The following is an 8,084-nucleotide window of genomic DNA, read 5'->3' as shown; positions in this document are numbered from 1 at the left end:
CATTTGCGCAGGTCAGCCACGCATTTTTCGGAGGTCGACCACCTCTGCACCGCCCTGAGTACGCAGAGAGTACGCAGTAGCGAAGTTGGCCCGCGCCGAATTCAGCCTGTTCGCTACTTCGTCAAGATCGTCATCGAACAGATCGGCGTAGTAGTCCAGTGTCGTACTGGGCTTGTCGTGCCCGAGCATCCGTTGCACGCCGAGCACTGAAGCGCCTTCCGAGACCGCCAAGGATGCGGCCGTGTGCCGCATCTCGTGTGGAGTAAACCCGCGCAGGTCGGCCGTTGCTGCAGCGCTGTTCCACCACGCGCGGCGCATGTTTCGGACACGGAGGACGGCACCGCGGCTCGACGTGAACACCTCAGCGTCGGGGCTCTTGCCCGCCAGGTGCGCGGCCATCGGCTTGACGAGGAATTCCGGGAACGGCACGCTGCGCCGCTGGTGATCCTTCGGGGCCTTGACCACGAGCACGCCGTCGACCTCCGTGATTGTGCGTTCGATCTGGAGTCGCCGCCGCAGCATGTGAATGGCGGAGACCTGCAAGCCTGCGAGTTCGGCAAACCGGAGTCCGCAGTAGGCGAGAACCATGACCATCAGCCAGTTTTCGCCCGCGCTTTCGGCCAGCCGTTCCACTTCGACACCGGAGAGGTAGCGACGTTTGGCAAGACGCTGCTTCGGCCGCTTCACGCTGGAGCATGGGTTGACAGCGATCCGGCGCATATCGACTGCGTAGTCGCAGATCCGCGACAGCACGCCGAGATTCTTCCGGACGGTGCCACCCGCGATGCCGGCATCGACCTGAGCATTCACCCAATCCTGAATGGCGTCAGGGTTTTCGATCAGGTCCGCGAGGCGCACATTTCCCCAGGTGGGCTTGATGTGCTTGTTCACGACGGACTTGTAGCGCGACCGCGTCGACCGCTCCCAGTCCGGATTCGCCCCCAGCCATGCCGCGGCCACGACCCCAACCGTCACGCGGCCTGCCGAGGGTGGAGCGTGCACGCCCGTGACGACAGCTGCGGTCTGCCCGTCGAGCCACGCTTGCGCGTCGGCCTTGCGAGCGAATCGCTTGGTGTGTTCCTTGCCTACGCCGTCGACGTAGCGGGCGCGCCAGCGCTTGCCCTTGCCGTCCAGCTTGGACGGAACGCGCCGCACCGTGCCGTCTGATTGCCGTTCGTCCTTGGTCCAGAGGTCTTCGACTCCAGCGCGGCGGTTCCGTCGTGCGGTCATGGTTACGCGGCCCCTTCGCTCTGGATCTGGGCGGCTTCCTGTTCGGTGATCCACGCTTCGACGACGCTGAGTCGCCAGACGCGACGCCGGCCGAGTTTGAAGCTGCGGCGGCCGATGTCGTTGCCGATGTGCGCCCAGTAGCGCCAGGTTGCGGCGGGGATGCCGGTCAGGGCTTCGCAGTCCTTGGCCTGCAAGTAACGGTCGGTGCTCATGGTCAGGTTCTCAGCTTTCGTGGTCGGTGTGCGCTGCGAGGCGACGGGATCGGGTGGTGAGGGCGACAGGGTGTCGCCTGGTGTCGCTGTGGGTGTCGCCTGTCGCACGGACGGGTGCGACAGCGGGTGGACAGCTGTCAAGCGGGTGGACAACGCCGTCCAGTCGCCGTCTACCGGTGTCAAGCCGCCGACGGCTTTTGGACCGGAGCGGAACATCGGCGTACAAGCCGGGACTCATTGGGATTGCGATCGGACGTTTCCCCTGGTAATTGACCTGAAAGTGGCTCGCCGCGACGCTCTGGACAGGACTGTCAACCGGCATCGCCAGAGTGGACAGCCGCGTCAACACGCTGTCCACTGCCGCGAATTCCGACGCCCTGGACGAGGTTTCGTCAACGCCACCGCCTGCCGGGTGGGCGGGCAGCTGGACGGCGCTGTCCAGCCGGTGTTGACAGCTGTCCACCTGCTGCCGCTCGGTGTCGCCTCTGCTGTCAACCATGGACAGACGACTGGACAAGGCTGTCGCGTGGGTTTTCACGGTCGCTCCCCCTGGCTTGCGTCGGGTTTGCTGTCGGCGCCAGAGTCCGGGGTGTCGGTCCCGCCGACGACCAGCCGCAGGTCGGGTCGTGACTCCGCCCCAGCGATCGGGTTCGCCAGGAGCTTGTCCACATCGGCCAGCCGCATTCGCGGCCCGTCTGACGCGTTCACGCCCTTCGCGGCTTCGCGGATGATGTTCTTCACCCGCTCGCCCTGGCAGTAGTAGATCAGCCCGTCGCATCCGGCGACCTTCGCGGCATGGTGGGCTTGCGCGACCGACGCTCGCGCCACGGCCAGCGATGTCTTCGGGGTCAGCTCGACTTCCACCGCCCACCACTCGCCCTCGGTATTGAGGCACCGGCCATCATGGATGTGCGGTCGCGGAGTCCCCAATTTGGTCGGGCCGATCCCGTGACGCAGTACGCGTTCGGAGATCCAGCGTTCGGAGTCCAGGCCGACCAGTGCCAGCCGGGTCCGCAGCACTGTGGTGACGTGATTGACCATTTTCGGCGTCGGTGCCCAATGTCGAACCGTGAAGCCGAGGTACGCCTCGGCGGTGACGCTGGTCGGGACCACCCAGGGCTGGCCGGGTACTGGTCGGCCGAGTGGCGCGATCATGTGGGCTTCGCGCCATCGCTGGGCCATGCGGTACGCCGACCGCATGCTTACCCCGTGCATTTCAGCGACCAAATCCAACGGCGCGCCGTAGTGCTCGGCCAGGATCGTCAGACTCGCTATATCGCGAGGTCCGAGACGGATCATCGCTCCATCCCTTCACGTTCGGTGCTGCGGTCAAGGGCGTTGGCCAGGGCGCTGCCGGGTTGGTAGTCGGCCAGCGGGGACCGCCCTACGGGGGCGGGCACCCAGCTCATCAACTCCCGCATCCGCGCATTCTGAATGCCATCGAGGTCTTGGCTGGCCGCGAGATGCACCGCGTCGGCGTCGCGGCCGTCGCGGGTTTGTTCCTCTCGTTCCGGGTGGTCGGCGAACCAGGCGGCGGAGGCCGCATCGATCGCGGACTGCGCCGATGATTTCGAGAGGTCGTTCCGGTGTTTCATCCAGTCGGAGCGTCCACCGAGCACTTCCCCGTGGTCAGGGTCCCAAGTGACGTGTGATTCAGTTGAATCAGCAGCCAGGTCCCGGGCCGCTGGCGCGTTCGCGCGTGCGCTATGCGCCGTGAGGTACCGGCTCTGCTCAAAAGTGTTGGGCCACAGCTCTTTTTCAGGAACGCCGACCGCGACGGCTACGGCGTACTGGTGCACCGGGTAGGGAATCCGCCCCTGCGCGATCCACCGCTGGACTGTCTTCGGATCGACTTCGACCTTTTCGGCCAACTGCTGTGGCGTCATCCGGGCGGCGAACACTGCCTGCCGCAAGCGTTCATTCGCCGATGTCTGCTGCCGTTCTACACTGGACATGCTTCACGGACCTTTCGTCCTTGAGGTTGCGAAATTGCTGAAGCGGCGGGAACCGCTTTGGTGCTGAGCTCCCCGGTAGCTGGACACTGCCGGGGAGCTTTTTGTTTGAAGTGCTGTCTACGTTGGCCCGATCGGATCAGCGACGACTTCGTTGAGTGTATATACACAGCTGTACATGCACAAGATCTGTATATACACAGCCCGCCGAACTTCTCTTGTCCCCGAATCCCCCACCCGCCCTATGCGAGCTGCGCAAATACCCGACTGTGCATACACAGTTGTGTATGCACAGAATGATTTTCATTAAGCCAACAGGCCGGAAGGGACCCACATCATGGCGGAACCTGCCTACGTGTCGATCGCAGCGGAGTACGCCCAACAGATTCGAAGTGGGGCGCTTCAGCCCGGCACGCAGTTTCGGAGCCTCAACGAGCTCGTAGCCCGCCATGGCGTATCAAAAATCGTCATCATCCAGGCCATACAGCTGTTGGAACGGCAAGGGTTGGTCCGAACGGTCCCGCGACGGGGAACCTTCGTAACGGATCACCCCAACCTCGTCCGGGTTGCCCCCGAGCGACAGATGGAAGATCCCGAAGACACATTCGGCCACGAGTCCGGAGGAGAGGTCCGAATTGAACGTGAGAGTGAGCACCTCGCCGCCTCCGAAGGGCTTGCGGATGCTTTCGCCATCGCCATAGGCGACGAGGTTCTGCACACTGTCACGCGCGCGACCGAGGACGGCCGGCCCATTTCCATCTCGGACACCTACCAGCCGATCGGTGCACCCGACATCTCAGCTGCGACCGTGCTCGAAGAGATAGTGGCTGACCGGCTTCCATTGGAGGCGCACGCAGTTTGGCTCCGAACGCCTCCGGGCGACCTCGTTAAAACCGTGCGCCAGCGGTATCTCGGTCCTGACGACAGGGTGTTGATGCTCTCAGAGATCTCATATCCCCGAGACCGCTATGACGCCTTCGTATTTCGGATGGAACTGACGCAGCAGTTGAAGCAGTCACCCACCGAATAGCAGACAGAAGAAGGTCAACGCCGAACCCACCCTTGCGCGACATCATCGAGGTTCCACCAAGAGACGTACCGCGTATCTTCAGATTCCAACTTCCAGCGAGACACCAGGCCGTCGAAGAACGCATCGTCACCGGTCTTGCCGCCCTTGGGTTCACCGATGAAGACCAGCCGATCGCCACCGGTTCGTTCGAACTCAGAAAGCGTCGTCGACGCCATGTCGTTGCCCCACCCAGGCGGCCAACAGAGGAACAGAACGTGGTCCGAACGACCGCGGATACGTTCCGCGAACGACCCGAGATCGCCGACAGGGTGCCAAACGTCGCGCTGCCCAGAGGCGCCAGGAAACGAGACGTTCTCGGTTGTGTGTGGCGGCTCGGAGTCGTATGCATCGACACCAAGGCCAGCGCGAGCCAGCTGTGAGGCCCAGTAACCGCGACCAGCGCCGAGCTCAACTACAGGTCTGCCGTCGCAGAAGTCCACCATCCAGCTGATTGTCTCCGGCGACGGAATGGCATAGGCGTAGACCGCCTGCATGATTGTTTGCGCGTACCCGAGCCTCGCACTGCCTTGAGGTCGGCCACCGTCGACCACGCGCCGCCCTTCACACTCGGATATCGAAGGATTCAGTATGTCCCAGTACGGATTCCGGCTTTCAGTTTCACTGCCAGTCATGTAGTGCACGAATCGAAGATCGAACGCAGCATCAGATTGATCGTCGCCAGTGCCAGGCAGCATCGGTGCCGTATCCAGATAGTCGGCTACCTTCGGATACTCGGCCCGCAGACGGTCCGCGTCGCCAAGCAAGGCGGCCAGTTGATCACGTCGTTCGGTCGTCAACACCAGATCAGCCATGTACTCGATTCTTCCCTGCCGCAAGCAGTCTCGGTGATGCGTCGCCGAAATTCTGCGCGCTCTCCGCCCCAGGCAAGCACCGCCTCGTGGTTCGTCAACTCCGGCAGGCAGGCCCACCGGCCTGCCCCTCTCCGCAAAGGAGAGAGGCTGTGGTTTCCATCCCGCCGCTGAGTCGACACATTGTGGAGCGGGCAGGCATGAGGGTGTCAAACACGCTTTTCGTTTGACACCCTCATGCCTGTCTGCTCGGCTCTGCCTCGGCTCAGTGGTGGGATGGAAACCACCCTGGTGACCAACCAACAAACGCAACGACACAAGGGGCCGTACGCCCTCCCCCATCCTGTTGCTAGATCCCCGCCGGAGGCGCTTCTCTTCGCGCACCGCGCGCTGTATCACCTTGTGCATCTGCCCGAGCGCGCCGCCGGATCCGGCGCTACGAAACTCTGCGGCCCGCCATGTTTCGTTACTACGCCACTTCGGTTCTCCGGCTCGCGTATTCCGTCCTCGGCACCACGCATAGCCGCGTGCAGTAGACCGTCGCCGATGCGCACAACGTCACCACCGTCACCGTCTCCCAAGGCAACCCACTCGCGAACTTTCCGAGGCCCACCCAACGCAACCACTTCTCTTCCTCTCAACCACCACCCCAACCCTCCCTCTTTTGATCTTTTGATTTCTGATTGCTCTCCCACCCCCACCCAGTACGACATCTCGTGCACACGAAGTGGGTATGAGATGTCGTACTGGGTGGGGGTGGGAGAGTGAGCAGAAATCCCGCCCTTTACCCAGCTCAGCAGCATGTTGGCGTGGTGGTTTACACCATAAAACAAGCGTCCGTGCTTGTACCGTCGTTTGCCGGGAAATTGACACAGTTTTGCCGGGGTTGTGACACGCTCCGAATCGCCCAACCGACATTCGATCGCCGGTTTTCGGACCCGTGAACACGAGAGGGAGGCCCTTCCTCGGCTACGAGCCTGAGCCCGGCTCGGCGCTTGTTCAAGGGCGCTCCTGCGTCGCGTCGGCTGCGCCGATGGCCTGACGGCCCCCCTTGAGCAATCACCGATCCGTGCTCAAAATGCCTTCGGAGGAAGGGCCGGGGAACAGTCGGTGCAAAGTGCACCCAGAGCGCTCGAATGGCCGACCGGTTGTGGACACAACGGAGCCCTGGCCAGGGCTCCGTTGCTATAACCAGGATAGAAACACGACTGACCCCAGAGGGGTAGACCGCTGACGACGCGACCTACCGCAAGCAAGCTGGCTTTAACTTACGCTCTTGTGTTTCAAGTTTAGGGCTCCAAACTTGAAACGACAGGCATCCTACTCAAGCCACCTTGAGTCCCCGACACGACCACTCAAGCCTGAAGCCTCAAACTTGAAACGGCAGGCATCCCACTCAAGCCACCTTGAGTCCCCGACACAACCACTCAAGTTTGGCCCGCTAATCTTGAAACGTGGACGTTGAGGCACTGAGACAGTCTCCTATCGGTCGGCTGGTCCCGGCCTCAGGTCTGGATCCTCAGACCAAGAAAGAGTGGTCCTACTGGGCTTATCTGCCTGACGACCTTCCCGAGAGTCTGCCGCTGTCGCCTTCTGCCATTAACGCCAGCGCCAAGGCTGGCATAGCAATCGCTCGCCTTGATGAGGCTGTAGCTCAGCTGCCTCGCCCTGAGATCATCGTGAGGCCGATCATTCGACGCGAGGCTCGCAGCACCTCGGCCCTTGAAGGCACGTACGCCTCGTTCGAAGAGGTCCTCAAGGCTGACTTCCTGGAGGTTGGCCAGATGTCAGACGAGCAGCGTGAGATTTTCAACTACGTAGAAGCGACCGAGTACGCAGTCCAAGACATCGCGGAGCGCCAGATCACGCGCAGCTTCCTCGGCGAGTTGCAGCAGATCATCGTCAAGGGCACCAGTGGCGACACAGCTGATGCTGGCGACATCCGACCTCATCAGGTCGCCATCGGTGCAAGATATCGCCCGATTGAGGAAGCAAGGTTTGTGCCGTGCCCACCTGGCGATCAGCTCGCCGCGGGCTTGGCTGCGTGGTTGAAATGGATCGCCGACCATGACCGGCTGCCTCTAGTGGCCAGCATGGCCCTCGCCCACTACCAATTTGAGACGCTACACCCGTTTGGGGATGGCAACGGCCGCGTAGGACGTCTCGTTGCGATCCTTCAGGCGATGCAAACAGGAGAGCTCAGGTGGGCAGCCCTAAACGTCTCCCCCTACTTTGAGAAGCAGCGCAGCGAGTACCAGCAGCAACTGCTCAACGTCACCATGACCGGCGACTTCAACACATGGATCAGCTTCTTCGCCACCGGGGTTGAGATCGAAGCGCGGCAAGGCTTAGAGCAGATTCGCAACCTTCTAAAGCTTCGCGATGAGCTTGTTGCCCGCGTCCGATCGAAACGAAAAGGTTCCGCAGTCGAGGTCGCTGAGTACCTGATTGGCTATCCGGTCATAGACGTAAAGACCGTAGCCCAGCTAACCAACATCTCAAATCAGGCTGCGAATCTCGTGGTTAAAAACCTCGTGGAAGACGACATATTAACCCCGGTCGCAGGCGGGCGTTCGAGAAGGCTATTCGCCTGCACTGAAGTCCTGCGTGCAATCGTACAAACGCACTAAGTCGCTGTCGGAGAACAGGAGCGACTGGGTGTTTGTGTCAGGCGGTGGCGGCAGGTACGCAGAGAGTACGCAGCACCATCGCGCATCACTTGTACTTGCCAACTCCATAAACAGCGAAAGGGCTGGTGAGGCTTGCGCCATCAACAGCCCCAACGCCACCGATCCCGGCAAACTGGATATAA

The 8,084-nt window shown here is 61.9% G+C and carries 7 protein-coding genes; 2 read left to right on the top strand and 5 right to left on the bottom strand.

The features are described from left to right. Positions 1–12: 12 nt before the first annotated feature. The 4 genes from ON44_RS04435 to ON44_RS04420 form a co-directional block, all read right to left on the bottom strand. Positions 13–1,155, bottom strand: a complete 1,143-nt coding sequence (locus ON44_RS04435; RefSeq protein WP_169338035.1) for a tyrosine-type recombinase/integrase — start codon at positions 1,153–1,155, stop codon at positions 13–15. A 77-nt stretch (positions 1,156–1,232) separates the two neighbouring features. Continuing rightward, positions 1,233–1,442, bottom strand: coding sequence for a helix-turn-helix transcriptional regulator (locus ON44_RS04430; RefSeq protein WP_040686512.1), 210 nt, complete (start codon positions 1,440–1,442; stop codon positions 1,233–1,235). Between the two features lie 534 nt (positions 1,443–1,976). Then, the gene (locus tag ON44_RS04425; protein WP_040686510.1) at positions 1,977–2,741 is read right to left on the bottom strand and encodes a hypothetical protein; all 765 of its coding nucleotides are present in this window, start codon (positions 2,739–2,741) and stop codon (positions 1,977–1,979) included. Beyond that, positions 2,738–3,355, bottom strand: coding sequence for a helix-turn-helix domain-containing protein (locus ON44_RS04420; protein ID WP_157187046.1), 618 nt, complete (start codon positions 3,353–3,355; stop codon positions 2,738–2,740). Before ON44_RS04420 ends, ON44_RS04425 begins: the two co-directional genes overlap by 4 nt. Before the next feature lie 376 nt (positions 3,356–3,731). Between ON44_RS04420 and ON44_RS04415 the strand changes: the two genes are divergently transcribed. After that, positions 3,732–4,424, top strand: coding sequence for a GntR family transcriptional regulator (locus ON44_RS04415; RefSeq protein ID WP_040686508.1), 693 nt, complete (start codon positions 3,732–3,734; stop codon positions 4,422–4,424). A 14-nt stretch (positions 4,425–4,438) separates the two neighbouring features. Here the strand turns inward: ON44_RS04415 and ON44_RS04410 are convergent, their stop codons facing one another. After that, positions 4,439–5,275: a hypothetical protein gene (locus ON44_RS04410; RefSeq protein WP_040686507.1), complete on the bottom strand. Its 837-nt coding sequence runs from the start codon at positions 5,273–5,275 to the stop codon at positions 4,439–4,441. A gap of 1,451 nt (positions 5,276–6,726) precedes the next feature. Between ON44_RS04410 and ON44_RS04405 the strand changes: the two genes are divergently transcribed. After that, positions 6,727–7,902, top strand: coding sequence for a Fic family protein (locus tag ON44_RS04405; protein WP_040686506.1), 1,176 nt, complete (start codon positions 6,727–6,729; stop codon positions 7,900–7,902). The last annotated feature ends 182 nt before the right edge of the window (positions 7,903–8,084 follow it).

The sequence above is a fragment of the Nocardia vinacea NBRC 16497 genome, assembly GCF_000308835.1.
GTDB classification, from domain to species: Bacteria; Actinomycetota; Actinomycetes; order Mycobacteriales; family Mycobacteriaceae; genus Nocardia; species Nocardia vinacea.
The sequence above is the reverse complement of the archived record's forward strand: the minus strand, read 5'-3'. Positions and strand labels throughout refer to the sequence as shown.